We start from the raw sequence: 24,083 nt of genomic DNA, 5'->3' as shown, positions 1-24,083 counted from the left end.
AACCCAATAGCTCATGTGAGTTACTCAAAGTTTGACTAACATGATTTCTATATAATAAAAAACCTCCCAAACGGGAGGTTTTTTTGCAAAAGTCAGTTTACTGAATTTGCTCGTAAAATGCGTCACTTTTTGGAAAGTCACCACTGATGTCTGCGAGTGTGCCTTGGTCATTAAAGTTTACAATCAGATCTTTCTGTACTGGTTCGCCATGGCCAGGAGTATGATGATAGATGTAATACCAAGTGTTTGGATAGCCGTTTTCAATAAGCATTGGCGACCCTAATACGAAGCGAACCTGTGCTTTAGTCATCCCAAACTTTAATTTATCAACCGCACTTTGTTCTACATAGTTGCCTTGGTTGATATCAATACGATAAACCAGTCTTTCCAATACCGAACATCCTGTCAGCAATGTCATTGCTAATGGTACGGCAACTAACCACTTCTTTAATTGCATAATAATTTCTTAGTAACCTTTAAAATACTGCGCTGATAATAAACAAGCTCGACGCAGATGTAAAAAGCTATGCGTCGTATGGTAGACAATCTGACAACGAATTTTGAGTTGAGTTGCATTTATTCACCGATATTAGGCGGTAAATGTCACCACATGACGTATTAGTTAGGTGACGAAGAGCACATTTCAATCGGAGGTAGGGTGATGGACGCTTTCAGCGGTGAGCCAAGCCTAGTGACTCGTTAGTCGGTTTTGGCGAATTCGCGTAATGCATCACCTGAAAAACGATAATACTCTTTTTCATGAATTAGTGTTGCACCAATTGAGCGGTAAAACTGACCTGCGGTAGGGTTACTACTTTCAGCTGTCCAGTCCAACCTTTGGCATCCACACTTGATCGCCAAAGATGCCAGATACTTCATTAACTTGAGACCAACCCCTTTTCCTCGAACCTTCGAAGATACGAACAGATCTTTTAAGTACATCTGTCCTGAGAGTTTTGGGGCAGGGAGCATGACGGTATAAGATGCAAAGCCTACGACGTCATCATTATCGTAAACCGCAATGATATTAACACCAGAATGTTCAGAAAAGACTTGGCTCTTTAGATAATGGACCAGATCGTGTTTTGATGAAGCTTTTTCTTTGAAGTAGTAATGTTCTAACTCAATAAAAATAGGGATGAGATCTAAGCAGTTGGTTTTGTGTATTGCTCTGATATCCATATCTCATCCCTTGTCGATTTATTAAGCGGCGATAAGCAGTTCTTTTGCGTTTGCCAACGTTGAGTCGGTTATTTGACTACCACCAAGTAAGCGAGCTAATTCTGCCACACGTTGTTGTTCATCTAATGCGTGCATTTGGGTTTCGGTTTGGCCTGCTTTGGTTTGCTTAGCAACAAACATTTGTTGATGGCCGCATCCGGCAACTTGAGGGAGGTGAGTGACACACAATACTTGAGTAGATTCGCCAAGCTTGCGTAGCATTTTGCCCACTACGGCAGCTGTTGGGCCACTAATACCTACGTCCACTTCATCGAAGATTAAACTTGGTGTATCTACTTTCTGAGCGGTGATCACTTGGATCGCTAGAGAGATGCGTGATAGCTCACCGCCTGACGCAACTTTTGCTATAGGTTGTAATGGTTGTCCCGGGTTGGTCGATACTAAGAAGCACACGCTGTCCATGCCAAGCGGCGATGGGTGCGTGTTGTCATTGCTAACTTCGATACTGAATACTGCTTTCTCCATGCTCAATTCGTGCATGCTTTGTGTGATCAGTTTGTTCAGTTCTTTTGCGTAACGGCTGCGTGATTTGTGCAGTTTTTCTGCTTGTGTTAGAAAGCTTTGGTACTTGTGTTCTACTTCTTGAGCAAGCTCATCTAAACGTTCATCGGAGCAATCTAACGCTTCTACTTGGGCCAGAAGATCTTGATGATGCTGGTAGAGTTCTTCTGGCATTACGTGGTGTTTACGAGCTACAGACATCACTTTAGAAAAACGTTCTTCTACATAAGCCATACGAGCTGGATCAACATCGATGCCGTCTAAGTAGCTGCGTAATTCATTCTTCGTTTCTTCAAGTTGAATCATCGCTTCTGACAGCATGTTAGGTAGCTCAGATAGCTTTTCATCTAATTCGGCTAATTGAATTAGGGAGTGATTGGCCGATTGCAAAATACCAAGCGCATTGACTTCTTCACCTTCGTAAATAAGTTCGATGGCTTGCTGACAGGTAGTGGCGAGTTCACCACTGTTGGATAGTCGTTTGTGCTCTTGCTCGAGCTCTGCAAATTCTTCTTCACCTAGCGATAACTCATTTAGTTCTTTGATTTGGTATTCAAGCAATTGTTTTTGCGCCTGGTTTTGCTGGCTATTTTCTTTTAGTTGCTTGAGGTTATTGTCTGCCTGACGCCAATGCTGGTAAGCACTTCGTGTGCTTTTTAGTAGGTTTAAATGCCCAGCATATTGGTCGAGCATGGCCATTTGGTGCTCACTTTTCATCAATTGATGATGAGCGTGCTGCCCATGGATATTGATAAGTAGCTGCCCTAGAGATTTGAGTTGTGATAGTGGAACAGGGCTGCCATTAATGAAGGCTCTTGAGCGGCCTTCTTTTGTGATAATACGACGCAAAATACACTCACTACCATCTAGCAGATCGTTATCTTCTAACCAACGTGTTGCATGTAAGTTGTTGTCCAATAAAAAAGCGGCGCTAACTTCGGTTTTCTCTTCACCTTGTCGCACCATGCCGGCATCGGCTCGTCCGCCTAAGCAGAGCCCTAAAGCATCGATAGCAATGGATTTACCCGCGCCTGTTTCACCTGTAATGGTGGTCATGCCCTTAGAAAGCTCGAGTTGTAAAGACTTAACAATCGCAAAATTATTAACACTTAGATGAGCCAGCATTTTATTTACCTGTATAACTGAACAATACTGTATAAGAGAACAGTATATACTGTTTCTTTATACAGTAAAGTCAGGTGAGGAAAATTTTCTTTGTAGGCTGTTTTTTTGTGATGAAGTGGGAAAAATGAGCCGATGTGATTACAACGACTCATTAAAATTGAACAGGTTACGGACGAGTTGGGTTAATCGTTAGTGGTTCTAGTGTGACGACTGCATTCACACCTGCACCTGGGTGATCTACGTATGAAGTATCTTGCATTAGAGTGTAGTAAACGTCGACGAAGTCATCATCATTCGTGAGTACACCATCGGGGATAGTGTCGATGATCTTGTTCGTGATTTGCGGAATAATCGCGTAAGCCTGAACTTCTGGATCTGGAATCGCTTTCAATACTTCTTCGGCAACTTGAACAAGGAGTTTTGCCAATTGTTTATAGTCTGTGCCGTCATCTTGCTCCATGAGCACAATGTCTGCCGCACCCCAGCGGTAACGAGACCAGTGAATAATGATCTGATTTGGATAGTAATCTTGGTTATCGTAGTCTAAGTATGGAAGCTCCACCAAATCGAGAGTAGGTTCATCACGACTTGGATTGACGCCCGTTACGATAGCGTAGATTTCTGCCTTGCCAGAGATCCAAGGTTCTTTGTCATCGGCTAGACGGATCTTTTTCAACTGCGTGGTTTGAATTGGAGCCGCTTCGCCCACTGCGCTACTTGACAATAACGGTGTATTTTGGCGTTGTTCATCAGCAATATATGGTTGAACTAAAGCTGGTTGACCGAGTTTTTTCATCTCAGCTTGCATAGCTTGCAAGCCTGCTTTTAGCTCTGCAGAGCTATTGTTATCAACGACAAGTACAGGTACCTCAGGGAGCTGGTAAACATCGAGTTGATGGATGTTGCCATAAACATCAAATGCTTCGATGTATTGCCAATTCTCATCATCACCACTTGGTTCAAACGCAAATAATGGCTCGACCTCGCCACTTTGCCATGCTGTTATCATGGCTTCATTTGCCAAGCGAACTTCTAACAACTGATCTGAGTATTCAGAAATACCTTTCCAGCTACGAATTTGAGTGTCAGCTTGTACAAGCTGGCGGCTGAACTCTGAGTTAGGGTTTTGCTTAACAAATGCTGATACAGACACGTTAGTCTGTTGCGGAGTAATATCTCTTCTCAACATGGGTTCAATGGCAGCATAGTTCTCACTCAATTGTTGAGCTAGGGCACGCTTCGTCTTAGTGATATCTTCCGCTTTTGCGTTGGATACACTGTTGACTTGCGTTTCCTCTGATTGGCAGCCAATAAGTGCTAATGTACTGAGAACAGACAGAATGATGGTTTTCTTCATAATATGTCCTTTATTGATTGTATGAAATAGAGTTAATACTCTATTCATGGTGAGAATATCACCGGACATAGATCATTGAATTTGCTTTTCTATCTTTTGTGTAAAGTTTGCCCACAGGATCAAAATTTATAAGCTTCTCTTTAATGATGACAAATATCGTGTCGCCTCACTACTTTGTGTCTATTTCTTGTCTAAGAAAGCCAAAAGCCAGTAGCAATTGAGCTGCTGGCTTTTTTATTGAAGTTATTACCCTGAGTAACAAGTGTTAGAACAATTTACTAGACCAGCCAAGCTTATTCCGTAAGACGTGATAGTAGCTGTAGTCTTTTGGATGGATGAGCTTTAGTACATTTGGACTTTGATAGATGTGAATTTCGTCGCCAGGGGTAACTGGAAGTGAGACTTGTCCATCACAGCTAACTTCTTGTGTTCCACGGTTTTCTGGTGATACCACCAATTTAATTCGACGTTTTCCATCAACCACCAAAGGTCGACTCGACAATGTATGCGGGAACATTGGCACGAGTGAAATGGCATTCAAGCTAGGAGAAAGAATTGGGCCGCCGCCAGAAAGTGAATATGCCGTCGAGCCAGTCGGAGTGGAGACAATCAAACCGTCGGCCCGTAAAGAGAAGGCGAAGCTTTCATCTATGTACACTTCAAATTCAATCATATGGGCAATTTGCCCTGGGTGAAGTACGGCTTCGTTTAGCGCAGCGTTATGACTCTTTATTTGTCCGTGGCGGTGTACTTCCGCCTCTAAAAGAAAACGCTCCTCTTCAATATACTCACCGTCGAGTACCGCTTGCAGAGACGCTTGGAAGTCGTCTGGGTTCAAGTCAGTTAAGAAGCCCAGATTTCCACGGTTCACGCCTATAACTGGTACATCAAATCGGGATAAAATTCTTGCTGCACCTAGCATGTTGCCATCGCCACCAACCACAATGGCTAGATCGGCATTTTTTCCTAGTTCAACTAAGCTAGCAAACTGACTCTGTGGGATATCATCCAGTATTGCGGCAAGGCGATCGTCAATGAATACTTTATAGCCCTCAGAGGTCAACCATTGGTACAACTCTTTATGAGTTTGAATTGCTTGTTGATCTCTTGGTTTTCCGATAATCGCGATCACGTTACATGGATTTTTCATAGCATTTCCGCATTAAAGAGGCTTGAATCAGGAATCTTCATCCCCATAATAATGGCAAGTCACCTAAATATGCGAATTTTTATGTGGTTAAAGCCCGCAAAAACGCGCATGGCTTTAAGGGCATTATGTTGAATTCTGGAGATATCATGAGCAACGAAGAAAACAAAGTTACAGAAGAAGAGCTTGATCAAATCATCGAAGAGGCTGAAAAAGTAGAAGCTGAAGCACAAGAAGTTGAAGCTGAGCTTGAAGAGCTTGGTGATGAGACAGACGCTAAGATTGCTCAACTAGAAGCGGCACTATTGTCTAGCGAGGCAAAAGTAAAAGAGCAACAAGATGCGGTGTTGCGTTCTAAAGCTGAAGTAGAAAACATGCGTCGTCGCACTGAGCAAGAGATCGATAAAGCACGTAAGTTTGCGTTGAACAAGTTTGCAGAAGAGCTGCTTCCTGTTATTGATAACCTAGAGCGTGCAATTCAAGCGGCAGATACAGAGAATGAAACTGTGAAGCCGTTCCTAGAAGGCGTTGAACTAACCCATAAAACGTTTGTAGACGTTGTAGCGAAATTTGGCTTGAAAGCAATCAACCCTGAAGGTGAAGCATTCAATCCAGAGTTCCATCAAGCGATGTCGATTCAGGAGAGCCCTGATCATGAATCAAACACTGTTATGTTTGTTATGCAAAAAGGTTACGAACTAAACGGCCGTGTGATTCGTCCGGCAATGGTAATGGTTGCTAAGTAACTTTAACTACCTGTTTTTTAAGTATAAAAGCGCCCATCATTTTTGATGGGCGCTTTTTTGTTTTAAACATAAATGACTGCATCGAACTTCGTTGTATATCGATAAATGAAAATTTGATCCCCTTCATATTTTTTCCTATTGGTTAATTATTTTCCTATAGGAGATTTTCTCTCATCTCGCTGCGTGTTTATTAATGGGAAGGGCTATAAGTGATTGTAATCATTCGTTGTGTGAATGTTTGTTCTGCATAGGAATGTAAATATAGTCATTTTTTCTAAAACAATTTCGTTAACAAAAATGTAAATTATCACTTTATTTTGTAACTTCGGTGTGTATGATTTGCGACTAATGCTTTAAAAGTAAGCATATATAACTACAAAAATGTAAATAGCAAACACAACATATCGGAGATTTATAATGGATAAATCGCTTTCTAGTAAGATTTTTATAGGCTTGTTTGCCGGCCTTGTGCTGGGGACAGCAATTCAGTACTTATTTAGCGGTATTGCGATTTTTGATACATACCTACTTGGAGCAGCAGAAGGTGTTGGCGGCATGTTCGTCTCACTGATCAAATTACTTGTTGTTCCTTTAGTTTACGTTTCAATCGTATGCGGCATTGTTGACTTGAAAGACATCAGTGCATTTGGTCGTCTTGGTGGAAAAACCTTTACCCTTTACATTCTTAACACCATCATTGCGATTACGGCGGCTTTGACTGTCGGCTTGATCTTCCAGCCAGGAGCGGGCGCTAATCTAGCAGGAACGGTATCTGAGGCTGTGCAACTGACAACGACAGAGACGCCGGACATTTTCTCTTTAGTTGTTAACATTGTTCCTAGCAACCCTGTACAAGCGTTTGCTAGCGGCGACATGCTGCAAATCATCTTTATGGCAATTTTGACGGGGCTTGCAATTCAAGCTTTGGATTCTCGTGGTGGCCCAGCTATTCGCACATTCAAAATGGCAAATGAAATCATGATGAAATTGGTTGGATTAGTGATGAGTCTTGCACCATATGGTGTGTTCGCACTAATGATTCAACTAGGTGCAACGCTAAACGCCAATACATTAATGTCCGTTGCCGGTTACGTGGCTTTGGTGGTTGCGATGTTGGTGTTCTGGATCTTCTTCTTCTACCCAATGGCAGTGAGTATTGCGACAGGAACCTCTCCAAAGACTTTCCTACGTGCAACTCGTGAGCAGATTCTTTTCTCTCTATCTACCGCGAGCTCAAACGCGACTATCCCGGTAACGATGCGCACACTGACAGAAAAGCTTCAGGTCTCTAAATCGGTTGCTGGCTTCGGTGTACCACTGGGCGCAACGATGAATATGTCTGGTGTGTCTATCTATATTGCTCTAGCAACGATGTTTGTTGCGAACGCTTTTGGCCAGCCAATTAACACCGCAGACATCTTCACACTTGGCTTAACTATTCTTCTGTTATCTATTGGTGCGGGCGGCGTTCCTGGGGGTGGCGTGGTAATGGTAGGCGTTTTGCTTCACCAGCTAGGTTTACCACCTGAAGGTTTAGCAATCATTGCAGCGGTCGACCGTATCAATGATATGTTCTGTACATCATCTAACGTTGTCGGCGATACGGCAGTGAACACCATTGTTGCAAAAACAGAAGGTGAGATAGGTAAAGAAGAAGGTGTTGATGCTGAGCCTGCTCAAGCGAACGCCTAATACCTTGAATAATTTATTTTAACCCTAATATTGAAGCGAGCTCTTATGAGCTCGTTTTTTATTTAGGAAGAGTCGGGCATAAATAAATTTATCTGGGAAATGACGTTTTGTTGCGCTACAGCAGTGTGACGAGTTCCCAACTAATCAGAAAGAAACACATAAATTTCGAAAAAAGACGCTTTTTTTTAATTCTGCCCTTGAAAAGCATTTTGCCGCCCTTATCTATGTGGCATAGAGAAGCAAACATTGATTATTTTTGTTTGTGAGCAAGGGTTGAAACCCGATTCTCCTCCCCCCACATTGGGGTTATAACCAAACGAAAATAGAATTTATTCGGAGATAGCCAGATGGGTAAAATCATTGGTATTGACTTAGGTACTACTAACTCATGTGTTGCTGTATTAGACGGCGACAAACCACGTGTAATTGAAAACGCAGAGGGCGAACGTACTACTGCATCGGTTATTGCTTACACTGACGGTGAGACGCTAGTAGGTCAACCAGCGAAACGTCAAGCAGTAACTAACCCAGAAAACACGCTATTTGCAATTAAGCGTCTAATCGGTCGTCGTTTTGAAGACGAAGAAGTTCAGCGTGACATCGAAATCATGCCTTACAAAATCGTTAAGGCTGACAACGGTGATGCTTGGGTAGAAGCGAAAGGCCAAAAAATGGCAGCTCCTCAGGTTTCTGCTGAAGTTCTTAAGAAAATGAAGAAAACTGCTGAAGACTTCCTTGGTGAGGAAGTAACTGGCGCAGTTATCACAGTACCTGCTTACTTTAACGATGCTCAGCGTCAAGCGACAAAAGATGCTGGCCGTATCGCAGGTCTAGAAGTTAAACGTATCATCAACGAACCAACGGCAGCTGCGCTAGCTTACGGTCTTGATAAGAAAGGCGGCGATCGCACTATCGCGGTATACGACCTTGGTGGTGGTACATTCGATATTTCAATCATCGAAATCGATGAAGTTGAAGGCGAGAAAACATTCGAAGTTCTAGCAACTAACGGTGATACTCACCTAGGTGGTGAAGACTTTGATAACCGTCTAATCAACTACTTGGTTGATGAGTTCAACAAAGAGCAAGGCATCAACCTTAAGAACGACCCACTAGCAATGCAGCGTGTTAAAGAAGCAGCAGAGAAAGCGAAAATCGAGCTTTCTTCTACTTCTCAAACAGACGTAAACCTACCTTACGTTACTGCAGATGCAACTGGTCCTAAGCACATGAACATTAAAGTGACTCGTGCAAAACTAGAATCTCTAGTTGAAGACCTAGTACAACGCTCTCTTGAGCCATTAAAAGTAGCTCTAGCTGACGCTGACCTATCAGTAAACGACATCACTGACGTAATCCTAGTTGGTGGTCAGACTCGTATGCCAATGGTTCAAGCGAAAGTTGCTGAGTTCTTTGGTAAAGAAGCGCGCCGTGACGTAAACCCTGACGAAGCAGTAGCAATGGGTGCTGCAGTTCAAGGTGGTGTACTTGCTGGTGACGTTAAAGACGTACTACTACTAGACGTAACTCCACTGTCTCTAGGTATCGAGACAATGGGTGGCGTGATGACTAAGTTAGTTGAGAAGAACACAACTATCCCAACTAAAGCGAACCAAGTTTTCTCTACAGCGGAAGACAACCAGAGCGCGGTAACTATCCACGTTCTACAAGGTGAGCGTAAGCAAGCGATGTACAACAAGTCTCTAGGCCAATTTAACCTAGAAGGCATCCAGCCTGCACCACGTGGTATGCCACAAATCGAGGTTACTTTTGACCTTGATGCGGATGGTATCCTACACGTGTCTGCGAAAGACAAGCAGACTGGTAAAGAGCAGAAGATCACTATCCAAGCTTCTGGCGGTCTAAGCGATGAAGACATCGAGAAAATGGTTCAAGAAGCAGAAGCTAACAAAGAAGCGGACAAGAAGTTCGAAGAGCTAGCGACTGCACGTAACCAAGCTGACCAAATGATTCACGGTACTCGTAAGCAAGTAGAAGAAGCTGGTGAAGCTCTACCTGCAGAAGAGAAAGAGAAGATTGAAGCAGCAATTTCTGAGCTAGAAACAGCACGTAAAGGCGAAGACAAAGAAGCTATCGATGCTAAAGTTCAAGCACTAATGACTGCTTCTCAAAAGCTGATGGAAATCGCTCAACAACAAGCTCAAGCGCAGCAAGCACAAGGTGCTGACGCAGGTGCACAGTCTAAAGAAGACGACGTTGTAGATGCTGAGTTCGAAGAAGTTAAAGACGACAAGAAATAATATTTCTTAACCAGATGGCTGCATAGCCATCTGGGGTCGATAAGACTTCGTTTGCGGGCGTTTGGGGCAACTCTTACGCCCGTCTGTTTGTAAACGCTGTCTTTCTAGTTAAGTATGTTGCAGACAAGTGCACTTACCTAGAACGATACAAACACCAAGCGGTGAATCGATGCCGTTTGTAGTAATTAACTGGTGACGAAGAACATGTCAAAACGTGATTTTTACGAAGTATTAGGCGTAAGCCGTGATGCCTCAGAGCGCGATATCAAAAAGGCGTATAAGCGTCTAGCGATGAAATTCCACCCAGACCGAAACCAGGGTGATGATTCTGCGGCGGACAAGTTTAAAGAAGTAAAAGAAGCGTACGAAGTTCTGACCGACCCTCAAAAGAAAGCGGCGTACGACCAATACGGTCATGCTGCTTTTGAACAAGGCGGCGGTGGTTTCGGTAGCGGCGGCTTTGGCGGCGGCGGTGCTGATTTCGGCGACATCTTTGGCGATGTATTCGGTGACATCTTTGGTGGTGGTCGTCGTGGCGGTGGTGGCCACCGTGCCCAGCGAGGTGCTGACCTACGTTACAACATGGAATTAACGCTAGAAGAAGCAGTTCGTGGTGTAACGAAAGAGATCGAAGTACCGACACTAGTACACTGTGATACTTGTGATGGTAGTGGCGCGAAGAAAGGTTCATCTGCTGAAACATGTGGTACCTGTCATGGTCATGGTCAAGTACAGATGCGCCAAGGCTTCTTCGCAGTGCAGCAAACCTGTCCTACCTGTCACGGTAAAGGTAAAATCATTAAAGACCCTTGTAATGAGTGTCATGGTCAAGGTCGTAAGCAGAAAACAAAAACACTTAATGTTAAGATCCCTGCAGGTGTTGATACTGGCGACCGTATTCGTCTATCTGGCGAAGGTGAAGCGGGAGAAATGGGAGCACCTGCTGGCGACTTGTATGTACAAGTGCACGTGAAAGAGCACCATATCTTCGAGCGTGATGGCAACAACCTATACTGTGAAGTGCCAGTAAGCTTTGCGATGGCAGCTCTAGGTGGTGAAGTTGAAGTACCAACCCTAGATGGTCGCGTAAGCCTAAAAGTGCCTTCAGAAACGCAAACAGGTCGTATGTTCCGTATGCGTGGTAAAGGTGTGAAAGGCGTTCGCGGTGGCGGTGTTGGTGATCTTATTGTTAAGTTGGTTGTTGAAACACCAGTAAACCTAAGCTCACGCCAAAAAGAACTGCTCAAAGAGTTTGAAGAGTCTTGTGGTGGTGAAGCGGCAACTAAGCACAAGCCTAAATCAGAAGGCTTTTTCAACGGTGTGAAAAAGTTCTTTGATGATTTAACCAGCTAAGACGTTAGTGAAAAGCACAAATACAAAGGCCTGCTAAAATGCAGGCCTTTTTGCATCTCGGTGTTCTTCTAATTCCAGCAATCACTTGGTTCTTCGACATTTGTTGACGTTAAAGTAATCGTTTTAGCGCCAGTCAAGCACTCGTCGTCGTCTTGTCCCAGAGCCGATTTTGCTGTTGCTGTAATGGTATAGGCCGTACTTGCAGAGCTCGCAATATTGAAAGAAAATCTATCTGTGTCTGAATCGCATAGAGTGCATGTGCCTCCAGAGATAATATGACTCCAGTCGTACCCACCATCATAAGATGTCTCTAGCTCTAGCTGAATTCGACTAAGATCGCTCAAGGCAACCGTCCTATGAGACTTGAGCACATGATTGGTGTAAGAAGGGTAGGCGACAGCCGCAATGATCCCGACAATCACTACAGCTACCAGTAATTCGATCAATGTCATCCCTCTCAATCCTTTTTTGTAGCCGTTACAACGAGAAATTCGAATCATCACGAGTAGTTTCCTTTTCACTTTTCCGCCTATTTTTGGCAGGTGATAGCATCTGTGCAAGATGAATTACGGCCCTTTTGCCGTTTACATAGGAATTTGGGAAATGCCTCGCGGGTTTACGTTGTTGGAGCTTCTTATTACTGTTGCTGTCTTGTCAGTACTACTACTTTTTGTCGCCCCAAGTTTTTCAAAAGTTAGCCAACACATGAAAATAGTGAATTTAGCCAACGAATTACAGGGTTTTTTGATCCAAGCGAAATCGGAATCGGTGATGAGAAATCAAGATTTTTGGGTTCATATTCAAGGCTTGCCTTCATCCACCGGAAGCTGGAAGCTCACACTCTCGAGTGTATCGAATGTCACTGACATTACTTCAATGAATACTGTTGCTGAGCTGCAAGGTCATCTATATCGGGGTCTGGTGGTGTCGAGTAATATAACTAGCGTCAAGTTTGATCGTGTTATGGGGAATCCCAAAAATGCGGGAAGTATTCACCTGAAGAAATCTCAAGCGGATACCAGTCCGATAAAAGTAACTGTTCATAACGGAGCAGGGCGAGTAAAAGTGTGCGCTATGAATAAGGCAAAATATGGCTTTGAACAATGCTAAACAGCAGGGTAGTACACTTGTTGAGTTTATGATTGCTGCGTTGTTAGGACTTGTCGCTTTGGGCATTGTTGGTGCAGTGTTTCTTTCTAACCAAAAAACAGCTGTGCAGCGAAGCAAGGAAATAATGCTACTTCAGCAGATGAGTAGTGTAATTCAACAAGTGAAAGAGGATATTCAGCGAGCAGGGTTTGATGGTATTACGACAAAATCAATGATGCTTTCCGGTTCTCCTAGCGTTCTATATCAACAATCCGAAAAAATCGGTTATGTTTATCGAAACACAGCAAGCTCTGTGAGTAATACGATATATCGGTTAAAGGATAATATGTTGGAATATTGCCAGGATGATTCACCATCACCTTTAAGTGTCGTGTCTGCTGCTAGTGGATGTTTTGATCTTTTTGATCCTAAGCAAATTAAAGTAACTCAATTTGGTGTTAGTCGAACATTACTATCAGGTTCGTCAATAGAGAGTGCGTTTATTTCTATTTCAATGGCCGCTGAATTAAAAAATGATCCGGCAATTTCTCACGCCATTTTATTACAAGTTCAGCAAAGGAATTGGCAATGATACGTAAGCATCAACAAGGAGTGGCCACGTTACTTATTACTTCCATACTGCTCTCTGTCGCTTTGGTTGTGACGTTAGGCTCATATAAGAATCTATTTTATCAAATTAAGCGTGCGCAGAATGAAGTTAGTTCTCGGCAACAGCACTGGGAAGCGGAAGGAGGGCTTGAGTGTCTATTTGCTTATGTCACAGATGATGTATCCATAGTGAACGAGCTCATCCCAATTAATCACAATAATTTAAATACCTTATGTAAGAGGGAATTAAACCTTAGCCAGCTGAACGTTACTGATATAGGGGCAGGAGTCTATCGTATTAATTCTATATCTCACAATGGTTGGGCCCAGCTCAATAAAACTTTCAGTACACTAAGTAATCGTGGAAAAGGAGCGATACAAACCACATCCAAGTTAACTACTTATGGTGATTTAAAGGTTCATCCAGATGCGAAAGGTGATCTTAATTCTGATAATCTGTATGAATGCATATCACTGACTTATCGGTATAGTTATACCATGGAAGGCGGAAGCACAGGATCAAAATATAATACGGCATCAATAAGAGCGAATAGCTTATATGATGCTTCTCCTGCTGGAGGGTGTACCGCTGCAACGACAACCAATGTTACAGTAAAAGCTGGGAATGCAATTACGAAAACTAATAAACCTGAAACTTCTGATCCGCAGCTAAAAGGCGATTTTGTTTATGACTCTGAAGTCGATCCATTCCAAACCTTTTTTGATTACAAAAAAACACCGGAAAATATTGATAAAGTCAAAGCTTCATTTCCGAAAGCTGGGAAAATCAATTTGTCAAATGCGACACAGTGTAAATCAGCTATCGAAAATGCTTTTAAGGAAGTAGATAAGGTTTGGATTACTGGTGACTGCGCCATTCACGGGAATTTAGCACTTCAAGGCAACCATGAGAAATATACGTTAGTTATTCAAGATGGTATTTTTATCAATACTGGTTCAACAACATTTCAGGGTTCGCTTTTTCATTTAGTCGATAAAACTAAACCACAGTTTGCTCCTGATGAGTTAAAAAGCTATTGGGAAAGTTTGTTCTCGAATGCTGATGGCTCACCGACTAATTTTACCATTGGTAAACAATATACTGATCTTACACAAACTGTTTATGTTGATGCAGGGGCATTTCACGCAACGGGTGGTTATGGTTTTGATACTGATGGGTTAAAAACCTCAATTGCGGGCTCAATGGAGTTACTATTTGATTCCAGCAAAAGACCTACAACAGGGAGAAATGATGTTCGTTGGCAAGAGGGAAGTTGGAATGCCAAGTAAACAACATGGTTTTAGTTTAATTGAAATAATGATTTCTTTTATTTTAATTGGTGTCGGTGCTCTTGGATTGGTTAAGTTGCAAGCTTACATTGAGCTGCGGGCAGATTATGCGATGCATAGCATTGAAGCGCTAAATCTTGCTGAGCAGAAATTAGAGTGGTTTCGTACGCGTGGGGCTCTTTCTGCAGTCCCCTCGATGCCCGCCGCTAATTTTGATACAAATATTGTCTCTGGGGAAGATACTAAGCACCCCTTGTATACTTTATCTTGGTCTGTGCCAACGGCAACTCTGTCGGGCGCACTTAAAACGATACATATGGAAGCTCTATGGCAAGATCGCCACGGTAAAATACAATCGGTAGAGCTGAAAACCATGATCTCTAAACATAGCGAATTTGATTAAATAGTCTAGGTTCCTGTTTTATGCCGATTCAATCAAAACCGATTGGAGTTCTTTGGATAAGGTGTTCACTGTCCGCGTAGCCCTTTTTTATATTGAAGAGAATTATTTCTTGCTTCTCATCACGTATAGTTTCTTTTCTTAAAACTATCTATTCATCGCTCTATGCAACCTTTGTTTTTACCAGCTCGTTTACTAAATGTATATGTTGATTTTTCCATAATGTTTCAGGCTTGTATCTTTGGTTTTGTTTTTTTGCAAAATATGTCTCCAATTATGAAAAAAAATCTAGAACCTTGTGCTTTCCCCATTAGTGTTTACTAGAATACTCGTTGGATAGTAGGTCGTTATAATTATTCAAATAGGCCTTGGCACCAACATCATTCACTATGGAGTTACCATGAGTAACCAAGCTGTAAATAAGGCACCATCATCGAAGCCGAGCGGGATGGAGCGCTTTTTAAACTTTATCGAGAGGACAGGTAACAAAATTCCTGATCCTGCGATTTTGTTCTTCTGGGCATTGATCATTACTTGGGCGGCGTCAGCACTTTTGTCGAATGTATCATTCGATCTTCCAAACCCTCGAACGGGCGAAGCTCTTACTATCACCAACTTACTTACGGGCGAAGCGCTAGCAAGTTTCCTTGCTAACATGGTGACGACGTTTACTGGCTTTGCGCCACTGGGTATCGTACTTGTCGCAATGCTAGGTGTGGGTGTTGCAGATTCTTCGGGTTTTATTACGACGGGTCTTAAAAAGATGCTGAACTTCACGCCAGCTAAGCTTCTTACTCCAATGCTTATTTTGGTTGCCATTGTATCGCATACTGCGGCAGATGCAGGCTATGTTCTGGTTATTCCTCTTGGCGGTATTATCTTCCATGCGGCAGGTCGTCACCCTTTAGCAGGTATTGCGGCAGCATTTGCAGGTGTATCTGGTGGCTTCTCTGCAAACTTTATCCCTTCAGGTATCGATCCACTACTAGCAGGCTTTACGCAAACCGCGGCGCAGGTTCTTGATCCTGAATATGTGGTTAACCCATTAGCGAACATCTTCTTCACTGGCCTATCCTCCATCATTATTGTGGGGATTGGTTGGTACGTGACAGAGAAAATCATCGAGCCTCGTTTATCAAAAATGCCAATTGATGAGGATGCGGAAACCGCGCCAAACCTAGGTTCATTTACTGAACTGGAATCAAAAGCATTCCGTTATGCAGGTTGGGCAATGATGGCGGGTATTGCTTTACTTGTTGCAGCGTTAATTCCAGAAACATCAGCACTTCGCTCGCCTGAAGGTGAAATTACTGCCTTCTCAGCACCGATAATGAAGTCTATCGTGCCGTTGATCTTTATTCTGTTTATCATTCCTGGTTACGTTTACGGTAAAGTGTCTGGAACGTTCAAGACCAGCAACGACATTATCAAAGCGATGGCTGATACTATGTCAACCATGGGCGCATACATTGTTATGTCGTTCTTCTGTGCTCAGTTCCTATCTGCATTTGCTCAGTCAAACATCGGTACGATGCTAGCGTTGTATGGCGCAGAAGGCTTAAAAGCGATGAACCTACCAGGTGAAGTGACCATCATCGGTATGATCCTTCTAACCGCGTCTGTAAACCTACTTATTGGTTCGGCATCGGCAAAATGGGCTTTAATTGGTCCAATCCTAGTGCCAATGCTAATGGCGGTTGGTATCTCGCCTGAGCTGTCTCAGGCGGCTTACCGTGTGGGTGACTCTGTATCGAACATCATTTCGCCTCTAATGGTATTTTTCCCTCTTGTAGTGGTTTACTGTCAGCGTTATGTGAAGTCGGCTGGTATCGGTACGCTTGCGTCACTAATGATGCCATTCTCGATCGCAATGCTGATCGGTTGGTCTATCTTCCTAGTTGCTTATTGGATGGTAGGTATCCCGCTAGGCATTCAAGCTCCTTACACTTACATAATGTAAAAACGTGTAGGGTGTGAAAGCCGCTAATTGGCAGCCAAAAAGCGCAGGTCTTCGATCTGCGTTTTTTTGTTCTCGTAAAACGAACATCGATAGGTCTTGTAACTAGTTTTTTGGAGTTGCAGACTTTGTCCCGTGATGTGTTGCTGTAGTGAAACCGAAGTTGGTGATAAAATTCCTGACTTCAATCGTTTTTTGTTTCTTTGGAGCCTCCTTTGTCTAACCATCCGTTTTCCCCTCAAGATGAATTGTTTATGCGCAGAGCGATGGAGCTTGCTGAGCAAGCAGAAGCTGAGGGGGAAGTACCTGTTGGCGCAGTGCTTGTCAAAGATGGTGAAATTATCGCTGAGGGGTGGAATCGCTCTATTGGTACTAATGACGCTACCGCACATGCTGAGATCCAAACGCTGCGTAAAGCAGGCCAAAAGCTAGAAAATTACCGCCTTCTGGATACGACGTTATATGTAACACTTGAGCCATGCCCAATGTGTGCCGGAGCCTTATTGCATAGCCGCGTTAAGCGGGTTGTTTTTGGAGCGCCAGATTTAAAAGCTGGAGCAGCAGGAACAGTGCTTAATTTGTTTGAAAGTCAAGCCGCTTACCATTACGCCTTAGTTGAAAAGGGGCTGCTAGAAGATGAGTGCCGTACTCAGCTACAAGCGTTTTTTAAGCGCCGCCGAAAGGAAATTAAAGCGAAGAAGCAAGCACAAAAAGCATTAGAAAATGGAGAGAGCGAACAAGGTAGTAGGAGTAGTGAGGGCTAGCAAACACCTACAACGTGGTAGATGTTTGCTTGGACGCACTAGTGATTGACTAAATGTACAAAAACACGATTACGTGAACTTACTTTCTTTTTCATACATGTCAGTTTACGTTTACGTCGGATAGCAGCTACTGTGTTACTTAAACGCTTTGACTGCACTCTACGTCTTCTCATATTCAAAACCTCCTGCAGACAAGACTTTTACCAGTAAAGTGCGGCTCATCGATGCTTGGCAATAGGCTCGATAATCGCACTAAACATTGTATGGTTTAAACGTTCTTCATTTGACTTCTGCATTGCACAGAGCCAGCAAACAATTTCAATACGATGCTTAATAATAGGAGTGACGTTATTTCGGCAGAGTGTAGCCGAAAGCGCCGCTTCATCAAGTGAGCTAAACCATGTGGTTGTAAAGTAATCTGTTACAAAGCAATCAGTTTTACTAACGATGAAGAAAAGGCGACCAACCAAAGGAATGGTTGAGTGTGGTTAGTGTCACTCAGAATATTGGATTCTAGATAAGTTTTCGTTAGGACTCAATAAAAATGACGAGCTTCATAGGCTCGTCATTTTTTAGTTTACCGCGGGTTTATTCTTCAATGCTTTCTTGTTCGGTGTCTTCTTCAACCGTGACGTCAGAAGCGCCAGAGACTTGTTCTACGACGGTCTCTACTGCGCCCGATATCAAAATGTCGGGGTTGAGCGGCGGAATCACTTGCAAGTCATCGCTATTCTCATCAATCGCTGGCTGTTGGCTGACATGACCAATGATGGATTGGTAGTAACGTCGAATATTTTCTACGTAATTACGCGCTTCATCGCCTCTGGCGTACCCATAGCGAGTTTGGCTGTAATAGCGCTTCTGACGCAGTAAAGGCAGCCTATCTTTTACATCGGCCCAAGAGTTCGGATCGCCACCTTGTGCTTTGGTGAGTCGTCGTGCGTCCATCATGTGGCCGTAACCAATATTGTATGAAGCTAACGCAAACCATATTTTTTCATGCTCGTTGATGCTATCAGGCACGCGACCTACAATGCGACGTAAGTACTCGACACCACCACGAACAGATTGCTCAGGGTCTAAACGGTTTGTTACCCCGACGCTTTTCGCCGTTGGCAGAGTCAGCATCATCATCCCCCTAACACCCGTTGGCGATTTTGCTGTTGGTTTCCAGTGTGACTCTTGATAAGCCAATGCTGCAATTAATCGCCAGTCGAACTCTTCGCTGTATTTTTGGAATAAAGGTGCCCATTTAGGCAATTTGTCATCCAGAGCTCGAATGAATGCGCGAGTATCAACGTAGTCAAATGCTTCAATATGACCAATGTACTTTTCTTCGAGAGTGGACAGTTCTCCTGATTGTTTGATGTTACCGAAAAACTCTATCAGCATCGCATACAAACTTTCGTCTTCAGAACGTCGAGTAAACCAAGACACTGGTTGATCTTCTGTAAGTTCAAACGCGAGCGCAAGATCGGGGTAAAGGCGTTGAGCTAGGGAAAGTTCCACCGAATCAGTCACAGTAAAACGTAACTCACCCGTCGATACGTATTTGAGTAAGTCTCTCGTGTCAGCATCACCAACAATTTCAAACTGCAGTTCTGGATGCTGCTTCTTTAACGCTGTTAGGGTCGGAACATATTGCGATTGTTCAACGATCTTTAATGTTTGAGCGCCTGCATTTGTATCTTCGTCGGACTCGTCGTCTTTCGAGGCTTGGTATTCAATGAGTTGTTCGATATCTCGTGGTCGAAGTTGCCCTTTTTTATATACCACTTGTTGGCTTACATAATAATAGGCCGGGCCTGGTCTAAATCGTTTGACTGCTTGTGACGTTTGATTTAAACCCGTAGCGATGATATCGATATCTCCTTTCTTAAGAGCAGGAAAAAGCTCAGCCTGGCGAAAGGCTGGTTTAATCTCGAGTTTGACGCCGAGCTGCTCCGCAAACTGACGCGCCAATTCGTAATCCAACCCTGCGGGACCATCGGGACCTATGTAGTAGGAAAGCTGATTGTTTAGCGTGCCAACACGAAGCACACCACGTTCTTGAATTTTTTCAAATTCACTTTTGGGCTCCGACTCAATCTGGCAAGCAGAGAGCAAAAGAACAGAAACTAAAATTAGAGCACTGCGCTTGAGCCGGTTGAAGTGACTTATTTGCATTAATAGGTACATCTTGGAAAATTTCTATTTGCCTTTATATCAAAGCGAGCTCATGGGGCAAAGTGAATCACACACTTATAACGTGACATTGTGTGTTTTATCGACATTTTAGTTGTAATTCAAATTTGACAAAAAAAATGACGCAAACGGTTGCTTTTGGTGTTACATCACAAAAACAATTACTATATAATGCGCTCGCAATGACGAGGTGGAATCGGCATAGGTTCGACAGGGCTTATTTTAAGTGTCTGAATTTATTCCAATATCACCTTAATCAATTGCATAAGAGACCTAAGCACATGAGAATTTTGCGTGGCTCCCCAGCTCTTTCTGAGTTTCGTGTTAATAAACTACTGGAACTTTGTCGTGAACAAGATCTGCCTGTAACTGGCATTTATGCCGAGTTTATGCACTTTGCCGATCTAAAGTCAGACCTTGATGACCAAGAGTTAGAAAAACTTGAAAAGTTACTAACTTACGGCCCAACCATCGAAGAGCATGAGCCTGAAGGTCTTCTACTTCTTGTCACGCCTCGTCCTGGCACTATCTCGCCTTGGTCTTCTAAATCTACCGATATCGCTGTTAACTGTGGTCTGGATAAAGTGAAACGTCTAGAGCGTGGTACGGCTTATTATGTCGAATCTGCAGTTGTTCTATCAGAAGCTCAAGCTGACGCTGTTAAAGCGTTAATTCACGACCGCATGATGGAAACAGTATTCACAGAATTTGAAGCCGCATCAGCATTATTTACTGTTGCAGAGCCTAAGCCTGTCGCACATGTTGATATCTTAGCTGGCGGTCGTCTTGCGCTTGAAGAGGCAAACGTTTCCCTTGGCTTGGCACTCGCAGAAGATGAAATTGATTACTTGGTAGAGAACTTTACTAAGCTTGGGCGTAACCCAAACGACATTGAATTGATGATGTTTGCTCAGGCGAACTCAGAGCATTGTCGCCACAAAATTTTTAACGCAGATTGGACTATCGACGGGGTAGATCAACCTAAGTCTTTGTTCAAAATGATCAAAAACACTTTTGAAACGACACCTGACTATGTGCTGTCTGCATACAAAGACAACGCAGCCGTTATGACAGGTTCTAAAGCGGGGCGTTTCTTCCCTGACCCTAAATCTCGTCAATACACGTACCACCATGAAGATACGCACATCTTGATGAAGGTAGAAACGCACAACCACCCAACGGCAATCTCTCCGTGGCCGGGCGCATCGACTGGCTCAGGCGGTGAAATCCGTGACGAAGGAGCGACGGGTATCGGCGGTAAGCCAAAAGCGGGTCTGGTTGGTTTTACAACCTCTAACTTACGTATTCCTGGTTTTGAACAGCCATGGGAAACCGACTTCGGCAAGCCGGGTCGTATTGTGAATGCGTTAGACATCATGCTTGAAGGCCCTCTTGGCGGCGCGGCTTTCAACAACGAATTTGGTCGTCCAAATCTATTGGGTTACTTCCGTACTTACGAAGAAAAAGTCACTTCTCATGCGGGTGAAGAAATTCGTGGTTACCACAAACCAATCATGATTGCTGGTGGTATGGGTAACATCCGCGATAAACACGTGCAGAAGAAAGAGATTCCAGTGGGTGCGAGCCTAATCGTTCTTGGTGGTCCGGCAATGAACATCGGTCTTGGTGGTGGTGCGGCATCTTCCATGGCATCTGGTCAGTCAGCAGAAGATCTGGACTTCGCTTCAGTACAGCGTGAAAACCCAGAGATGGAACGTCGCTGTCAGGAAGTGATCGACCGTTGTTGGCAGTTAGGCGACGACAACCCAATCGCATTTATCCACGATGTGGGTGCAGGCGGTATCTCTAACGCATTGCCTGAACTCGTCGACGACGGTGAGCGTGGCGGTAAGTTCCAATTACGCGATGTACCAAACGATGAGCCGGGCATGAGCCCACTGGAAATCTGGTGTAACGAATCACAGGAACGTTACGTTCTAGCGGTAGCGCCAGAAAACATGGAAGCATTCGACGCAATCTGTAAGCGTGAACGCGCGCCATATGCAGTGGTGGGTGTGGCGACAGAAGAGCGTCATTTAACGTTAGAAGATTCTCACTTCGACAATACGCCAATCGATATGCCAATGGATATCCTGCTTGGTAAGCCACCGAAGATGCACCGTGACGCAACCACACTAAAAGTGGAAAGCCCTGCCATTGTTCGTGATGGTATTGAGCTTAATGAAGCGGTGGATCGCGTACTTCGTCTTCCTGCTGTTGCAGAAAAAACATTCCTAATTACTATCGGTGACCGAACAGTAACGGGTCTGGTTGCTCGTGATCAAATGGTTGGTCCTTGGCAGGTACCAGTAGCAAACTGCGCAGTAACAGCGGCAAGCTACGACACTTACCATGGCGAAGCAATGTCGATGGGTGAGCGCACGCCAGTGGCATTACTAGACTTTGGTGCATCGGCTCGCCTAGCAGTTGGTGAGTCACTAACGAACATTGCGGCAACAGACATCGGTGATATTAAACACATTAAACTGTCTGCGAACTGGATGTCTCCAGCGGGTCACCCAGGTGAAGATGCGGGTCTTTACGAAGCAGTGAAAGCGGTGGGTGAAGAACTGTGTCCTGCTTTAGGTTTGACTATCCCAGTTGGTAAAGACTCCATGTCGATGAAAACCAAGTGGGAAGAAAACGGCGAGAGCAAAGAAGTCACATCTCCACTGTCGCTAGTTATCACGGCATTTGGTCGTGTGGAAGACGTACGTAAGACCGTGACTCCACAACTACGCACTGACAAAGGAAATACTTCTCTAGTTCTTGTTGACTTGGGTAACGGCAAAAACCGCTTAGGTGCGACAGCATTGGCACAAGTATACAAACAGCTGGGTGACAAACCTGCTGACGTAGATAATGCAGAGCAGCTAAAAGGCTTCTTTGATGCAATGCAAGCGTTAGTACGTGATGACAAGCTAGTGGCTTACCACGATAAAGGCGACGGCGGTCTGTTTGTTACACTGGCTGAGATGGCATTCGCGGGTCACTGTGGTGTAAAAGCGAACATCGCAGAGCTGGGTGACGATGCGCTGGCCGTTCTATTTAACGAAGAGCTAGGTGCGGTTGTTCAAGTTAAGAATGATGATCTAGATTCAGTTCTATCTACTCTGGCGGCAAACGGCTTAGAGGCATGCTCACATGTGATTGGTTCTGTTGAAGCTTCAGACGACTTTGTTATCACTTCTGGTGATGCAGTTGTGCTTGAACGTTCACGTACCGAACTACGCGTTATCTGGGCTGAAACAACGCATAAGATGCAAAGCCTACGTGATAACCCAGCGTGTGCAGACCAAGAGCACGAAGCTAAGAAAGACAACTCTGACCCGGGTCTAAACGTTAAACTCAGCTTCGACGTAAATGAAGACGTTGCAGCACCGTACATTGCGAAAGGTGCTAAACCTAAGATGGCAATCCTACGTGAGCAGGGCGTTAACTCCCACGTCGAAATGGCAGCAGCGTTTGACCGCGCAGGTTTTGAAGCAACCGACATCCATATGAGCGATATCCTAACAGGCCAAGCGGTACTGGATGAATACCATGGCTTAGTAGCTTGTGGTGGCTTCTCTTACGGCGACGTACTAGGTGCGGGTGAAGGTTGGGCTAAGTCTATCCTGTTTAACGCACAAGCTCGTGAACAGTTCCAAGCCTTCTTCAACCGTGAAGAGACGTTCTCTTTAGGTGTATGTAACGGTTGTCAGATGCTATCAAACCTGAAAGAGCTGATCCCAGGTGCAGACTTGTGGCCACGTTTTGTGCGCAACGAATCTGAGCGTTTTGAAGCGCGCTTTAGTCTAGTTGAAGTTCAGAAATCTGATTCTGTATTCTTTGATGGCATGGCTGGTTCGCGTATGCCAATCGCGGTTTCCCACGGAGAAGGGCGTGTAGAAGTACGTGATGCAGAGCACCTAGCAGCGATCGAGGCATCAGGTACGGTTGCGGTTCGTTACGTGGATAACCTCGGTAACCCAACACAACAATACCCGAACAACCCGAATGGTTCGCCAAACGCGATTACCGGTTTAACAACAGCAGACGGTCGCGTAACTATCATGATGCCTCACCCAGAGCGCGTATTCCGCACAGTTGCAAACTCTTGGGCTCCGGAAGGTTGGGGTGAAAATGGTGCTTGGATGCGTATGTTCCAAAATGCACGTAAGAATATCGGTTAATTAACCTCAGGTTAATCTAGCTTAAGTAAAGCGTTGGTTGAGAGACCAGCGCTTTCTTTTTTCTTATTGTGCCGTCCTAAATAAGGTTGACACTTTCCACCCCCAAAATTGGAGAGTGTTATGAAATCAACAACTAAAAGAACTCAGCGCGATTACTCCCTCGCTTTTAAACTCACTGTAGTTGATGAGGT

18 protein-coding genes are annotated in these 24,083 nt (G+C 44.1%); 11 read left to right on the top strand and 7 right to left on the bottom strand.

What is annotated here, in order from left to right; genetic code table 11:
• Positions 1-97: 97 nt before the first annotated feature.
• The 5 genes from bamE to nadK all read right to left on the bottom strand — a co-directional run bounded on the left by bamE (position 98) and on the right by nadK (position 5,375).
• Entirely contained in the window at positions 98-457 is a 360-nt protein-coding gene (gene bamE, locus L3V37_RS17080; protein WP_017820585.1) for an outer membrane protein assembly factor BamE, read from the bottom strand.
• Positions 458-699: 242 nt separating this feature from the next.
• Positions 700-1,182, bottom strand: a complete 483-nt coding sequence (locus L3V37_RS17075; protein ID WP_154204810.1) for a GNAT family N-acetyltransferase — start codon at positions 1,180-1,182, stop codon at positions 700-702.
• 21 nt (positions 1,183-1,203) lie between these two features.
• Positions 1,204-2,868, bottom strand: a complete 1,665-nt coding sequence (gene recN, locus L3V37_RS17070) for a DNA repair protein RecN (RefSeq protein WP_005383750.1) — start codon at positions 2,866-2,868, stop codon at positions 1,204-1,206.
• A gap of 166 nt (positions 2,869-3,034) precedes the next feature.
• Positions 3,035-4,225 carry a DUF3103 domain-containing protein gene (locus tag L3V37_RS17065; protein ID WP_005383752.1) on the bottom strand — a complete coding sequence of 397 codons (1,191 nt, stop codon included), beginning with the start codon at positions 4,223-4,225 and terminating at the stop codon, positions 3,035-3,037.
• Positions 4,226-4,490: 265 nt separating this feature from the next.
• Positions 4,491-5,375: an NAD(+) kinase gene (nadK, locus tag L3V37_RS17060; RefSeq protein WP_005381631.1), complete on the bottom strand. Its 885-nt coding sequence runs from the start codon at positions 5,373-5,375 to the stop codon at positions 4,491-4,493.
• Between the two features lie 146 nt (positions 5,376-5,521).
• On the opposite strand from nadK, the gene grpE reads away from it, so the two are divergent.
• The 4 genes from grpE to dnaJ all read left to right on the top strand — a co-directional run bounded on the left by grpE (position 5,522) and on the right by dnaJ (position 11,424).
• Complete coding sequence (gene grpE, locus L3V37_RS17055; protein WP_021034134.1) at positions 5,522-6,118, top strand: nucleotide exchange factor GrpE; 597 nt, start codon at positions 5,522-5,524, stop codon at positions 6,116-6,118.
• 417 nt (positions 6,119-6,535) lie between these two features.
• Positions 6,536-7,810 (top strand): dicarboxylate/amino acid:cation symporter, encoded by a 1,275-nt coding sequence (locus L3V37_RS17050; RefSeq protein ID WP_005381625.1) that lies wholly within the window; start codon positions 6,536-6,538, stop codon positions 7,808-7,810.
• Between the two features lie 347 nt (positions 7,811-8,157).
• Positions 8,158-10,071 carry a molecular chaperone DnaK gene (gene dnaK / locus L3V37_RS17045; RefSeq protein ID WP_005381623.1) on the top strand — a complete coding sequence of 638 codons (1,914 nt, stop codon included), beginning with the start codon at positions 8,158-8,160 and terminating at the stop codon, positions 10,069-10,071.
• Between the two features lie 204 nt (positions 10,072-10,275).
• Positions 10,276-11,424, top strand: a complete 1,149-nt coding sequence (gene dnaJ, locus L3V37_RS17040; protein ID WP_237306655.1) for a molecular chaperone DnaJ — start codon at positions 10,276-10,278, stop codon at positions 11,422-11,424.
• Positions 11,425-11,492: 68 nt separating this feature from the next.
• Here the strand turns inward: dnaJ and L3V37_RS17035 are convergent, their stop codons facing one another.
• Entirely contained in the window at positions 11,493-11,924 is a 432-nt protein-coding gene (locus L3V37_RS17035) for a type IV pilin protein (protein ID WP_047102120.1), read from the bottom strand.
• Between the two features lie 103 nt (positions 11,925-12,027).
• Between L3V37_RS17035 and L3V37_RS17030 the strand changes: the two genes are divergently transcribed.
• The 6 genes from L3V37_RS17030 (at position 12,028) to tadA (ending at position 17,533) form a co-directional block, all read left to right on the top strand.
• Entirely contained in the window at positions 12,028-12,534 is a 507-nt protein-coding gene (locus L3V37_RS17030) for a GspH/FimT family pseudopilin (RefSeq protein WP_017635698.1), read from the top strand.
• Complete coding sequence (locus L3V37_RS17025; RefSeq protein WP_017635697.1) at positions 12,515-13,105, top strand: PilW family protein; 591 nt, start codon at positions 12,515-12,517, stop codon at positions 13,103-13,105. Before L3V37_RS17030 ends, L3V37_RS17025 begins: the two co-directional genes overlap by 20 nt.
• Positions 13,102-14,412, top strand: a complete 1,311-nt coding sequence (locus L3V37_RS17020; protein WP_237306654.1) for a hypothetical protein — start codon at positions 13,102-13,104, stop codon at positions 14,410-14,412. Before L3V37_RS17025 ends, L3V37_RS17020 begins: the two co-directional genes overlap by 4 nt.
• Positions 14,402-14,815, top strand: a complete 414-nt coding sequence (locus L3V37_RS17015; RefSeq protein ID WP_237306653.1) for a prepilin-type N-terminal cleavage/methylation domain-containing protein — start codon at positions 14,402-14,404, stop codon at positions 14,813-14,815. Before L3V37_RS17020 ends, L3V37_RS17015 begins: the two co-directional genes overlap by 11 nt.
• A 397-nt stretch (positions 14,816-15,212) precedes the next feature.
• A complete protein-coding gene (locus L3V37_RS17010) occupies positions 15,213-16,772 on the top strand; it encodes an AbgT family transporter (protein ID WP_237306652.1) in 1,560 nt (519 codons plus the stop codon).
• Positions 16,773-16,984: 212 nt separating this feature from the next.
• Complete coding sequence (gene tadA, locus L3V37_RS17005; RefSeq protein WP_031780849.1) at positions 16,985-17,533, top strand: tRNA adenosine(34) deaminase TadA; 549 nt, start codon at positions 16,985-16,987, stop codon at positions 17,531-17,533.
• Positions 17,534-18,121: 588 nt separating this feature from the next.
• Here the strand turns inward: tadA and mltF are convergent.
• A complete protein-coding gene (gene mltF / locus L3V37_RS17000; RefSeq protein ID WP_237306651.1) occupies positions 18,122-19,699 on the bottom strand; it encodes a membrane-bound lytic murein transglycosylase MltF in 1,578 nt (525 codons plus the stop codon).
• 299 nt (positions 19,700-19,998) lie between these two features.
• Here mltF and purL point away from each other — a divergent pair, with 299 nt between their 5' ends.
• Positions 19,999-23,892 (top strand): phosphoribosylformylglycinamidine synthase, encoded by a 3,894-nt coding sequence (gene purL / locus L3V37_RS16995; RefSeq protein WP_237306685.1) that lies wholly within the window; start codon positions 19,999-20,001, stop codon positions 23,890-23,892.
• Positions 23,893-24,083: the final 191 nt, after the last annotated feature.

Source organism: Vibrio sp. D54 (assembly GCF_021728075.1).
GTDB classification, from domain to species: domain Bacteria; phylum Pseudomonadota; class Gammaproteobacteria; order Enterobacterales; family Vibrionaceae; genus Vibrio; species Vibrio alginolyticus.
This window is presented reverse-complemented; position numbering and strand designations above follow the sequence as displayed.

Coding starts and splice junctions, on each gene's coding strand:
- bamE (WP_017820585.1), bottom strand. CDS start 457: ATGCAATTAAAGAAGTGGTTAGTTGCCGTACCATTAGCAATGACATTG.
- nadK (WP_005381631.1), bottom strand. CDS start 5,375: ATGAAAAATCCATGTAACGTGATCGCGATTATCGGAAAACCAAGAGAT.
- L3V37_RS17065 (WP_005383752.1), bottom strand. CDS start 4,225: ATGAAGAAAACCATCATTCTGTCTGTTCTCAGTACATTAGCACTTATT.
- L3V37_RS17030 (WP_017635698.1), top strand. CDS start 12,028: ATGCCTCGCGGGTTTACGTTGTTGGAGCTTCTTATTACTGTTGCTGTC.
- purL (WP_237306685.1), top strand. CDS start 19,999: ATGAGAATTTTGCGTGGCTCCCCAGCTCTTTCTGAGTTTCGTGTTAAT.
- L3V37_RS17035 (WP_047102120.1), bottom strand. CDS start 11,924: ATGATTCGAATTTCTCGTTGTAACGGCTACAAAAAAGGATTGAGAGGG.
- L3V37_RS17050 (WP_005381625.1), top strand. CDS start 6,536: ATGGATAAATCGCTTTCTAGTAAGATTTTTATAGGCTTGTTTGCCGGC.
- L3V37_RS17020 (WP_237306654.1), top strand. CDS start 13,102: ATGATACGTAAGCATCAACAAGGAGTGGCCACGTTACTTATTACTTCC.
- grpE (WP_021034134.1), top strand. CDS start 5,522: ATGAGCAACGAAGAAAACAAAGTTACAGAAGAAGAGCTTGATCAAATC.
- L3V37_RS17075 (WP_154204810.1), bottom strand. CDS start 1,182: ATGGATATCAGAGCAATACACAAAACCAACTGCTTAGATCTCATCCCT.
- dnaJ (WP_237306655.1), top strand. CDS start 10,276: ATGTCAAAACGTGATTTTTACGAAGTATTAGGCGTAAGCCGTGATGCC.
- dnaK (WP_005381623.1), top strand. CDS start 8,158: ATGGGTAAAATCATTGGTATTGACTTAGGTACTACTAACTCATGTGTT.
- L3V37_RS17010 (WP_237306652.1), top strand. CDS start 15,213: ATGAGTAACCAAGCTGTAAATAAGGCACCATCATCGAAGCCGAGCGGG.
- L3V37_RS17025 (WP_017635697.1), top strand. CDS start 12,515: ATGGCTTTGAACAATGCTAAACAGCAGGGTAGTACACTTGTTGAGTTT.
- mltF (WP_237306651.1), bottom strand. CDS start 19,699: ATGCAAATAAGTCACTTCAACCGGCTCAAGCGCAGTGCTCTAATTTTA.
- recN (WP_005383750.1), bottom strand. CDS start 2,868: ATGCTGGCTCATCTAAGTGTTAATAATTTTGCGATTGTTAAGTCTTTA.
- L3V37_RS17015 (WP_237306653.1), top strand. CDS start 14,402: ATGCCAAGTAAACAACATGGTTTTAGTTTAATTGAAATAATGATTTCT.